Genomic DNA, 1,994 nt, shown 5'->3' on the forward strand with positions numbered 1-1,994 from the left:
TACAGCTCAGCTAAGGTAAGGCTAATACAGCTAAGGACTCCACTGAACCCCACCGATTAAATCGCACCTTCCTTAGGCCGCATGGGTACGCCGGATGAAATTGCCAGCGTCGCGCTGTTTCTTGCCTGTGATGAGAGTCGTTATATCGCCGGAGCAGAGATTTGCGTTGACGGTGGGCTGACGCAGGTGTGAGAAAGAGTGAAGAGAAAAAGGCCGCGCAGGCGGCCTTTTCAGCATACTTATGCGAGCTTTTGGCTTACCACATATTTACCGGCACCGAGGAACATGATGATCACGCCACCAAGGAAATATAAGGCTTCGGTTTCAAGACCCCACGCGCCCACGTTGGTCAGCGTGAAGAATTTCGGCAAGCCCACCAGCAGCGTTGCCACCACAATATTGAAGGCATAAATAAAAGCCGCCTGACGGGTAAACAGCCCCAGAATAATCAGTACGGGTGCGATGATTTCGCCCACAAAGGCACCATAGGCGATAAAGCCCGGCAGGCCGTCGGCGACCAGCATATTGTAAATCCAGTCAACGCCGTGTCTGATTTTCGCCACGCCGTGAAACATCATCAGGATGCCGAAGGTCAGGCGCAGCAGTAATTTCGCAAAATCAGGGTGTTCAGTAATACGCAGAAATGCATTATTTGCACGGCACAACATGGTTAAAACTCCTGTGAGTAATGTCACGGCAAAGTAAAACATATACCTGCCAGTGATATAGCGGTTTTTACTGAACAACTTCGTCAAATTATTTAACTGGAGAATGAAGAAATATTCATTCGTCAGCCGTAAGAAAGCCCGTTCACTGCGCGCGGGCTTTCTTTTTATTCACGGCTTATCAGAATTTCAGGCTTACCCCGGCGGTGACTGAGCGCCCCGGTGCCGGCTGGCGTCCCCACGGGCTGGTATCGATGCCGCGGAACCAGTAATCACGATTAAACAGGTTGTTTACGCCAACATAGCCGTTGAGCACGGTGTTGCCGGATTTGTAGAGATCGCGGCTAACCTGCGCATTCCACACCCAGTACGACGGCAATTGCCCGACGGAACCCGCACTGTTCTCATCCCGGGTGTTGGCAGCGTCCGAGTAGGATTTGCTGAAATAGTAGCCCGCCAGCGTGAAGGTGGTATCGCGCCAGTCGTAGCTGCCGTCCAGCGTGACCTGATTACGTGACGCGTAAGGAACCTCTTTGCCCGCATTCTGGCCATTGCGTTGTTCAGCCTGCAAATAGGCATAACCGGCATGCAGTTTTAAGCCGTCAACCGCTTCCGGACTCCAGAAGCCTTCCAGTTCAACACCCTGGTGGCGCGTGCGACCAATATTCAGGTAGCTATCGCTGACGCTGTCATAGGAGATCTGATCTTTATAATCAATACGGTACAGCCCGGCCTGCAGGCTGACGTTTTTGGTCGGCGTATAGCGCACGCCGCTTTCATAGTTCCATGCCAGCTCGGAGCTGACATCACCCCCCTTCACAATTTGCGTGACCTGCGCCGGACGCAGGCTCTTTTGCATATCGGCATACAGGAACCACACAGGCGTCAGTTGATAACCAACGGTCAGTCCCGGCAGCCACTGATCGTCCGGTGAGGAGAAATGCTGACCGCTCTTTTCATCGGTGTATTTTTCGTTAACGTGTTCAAAGCGCATGCCGGGGGTAATCGTCAGTGTGTCATCAAACAGTTTCACGGCGTTGCTGATGTACCCCGCCCAGGCCTGGTCGTCAAAACTCCAGTCACGGGTCACGGCTGTTGTGCCCGTTGCCAGCGTTCTCTGGCGTACCTGATAATCAATTTTCTCGCTGACGAAACGCCCGCCGACAATCCACTGCTGGTTAACGCTATCGCCGTCGATATCCATGCTCAGGCGCGGTTCCGTTCCCCAGACCTTGAAGCTGCGCGGTGAGTTCGGCAGCAAACGGCGTAAAGCCATGTACAAACTGCAACTCCTGCGCCATCAGCAGCTCGAAACCGACCAGAGCAACC

General features: G+C 53.4%; 2 protein-coding genes and 1 pseudogene. 1 reads left to right on the top strand and 2 read right to left on the bottom strand.

From position 1 onward, the window contains the following. Positions 1 to 72: 72 nt before the first annotated feature. Positions 73 to 192: pseudogene (locus ACSZPU_RS25335) on the top strand (SDR family oxidoreductase); the annotation flags it as partial. Positions 193 to 239: 47 nt separating this feature from the next. Here the strand turns inward: ACSZPU_RS25335 and ACSZPU_RS25340 are convergent. Further along, positions 240 to 668, bottom strand: a complete 429-nt coding sequence (locus ACSZPU_RS25340; RefSeq protein ID WP_499004359.1) for a DoxX family protein — start codon at positions 666 to 668, stop codon at positions 240 to 242. Between the two features lie 178 nt (positions 669 to 846). Beyond that, positions 847 to 1,941: a TonB-dependent receptor family protein gene (locus tag ACSZPU_RS25345; RefSeq protein ID WP_499004360.1), complete on the bottom strand. Its 1,095-nt coding sequence runs from the start codon at positions 1,939 to 1,941 to the stop codon at positions 847 to 849. Positions 1,942 to 1,994: the final 53 nt, after the last annotated feature.

Source organism: Phytobacter sp. V69 (assembly GCF_965644215.1).
Classification (GTDB): domain Bacteria; phylum Pseudomonadota; class Gammaproteobacteria; order Enterobacterales; family Enterobacteriaceae; genus Phytobacter.

Excerpts from the sequence above, each read along its gene's own strand:
- ACSZPU_RS25345 (WP_499004360.1), bottom strand. The coding sequence starts at position 1,941 with ATGGCTTTACGCCGTTTGCTGCCGAACTCACCGCGCAGCTTCAAGGTC.
- ACSZPU_RS25340 (WP_499004359.1), bottom strand. The coding sequence starts at position 668 with ATGTTGTGCCGTGCAAATAATGCATTTCTGCGTATTACTGAACACCCT.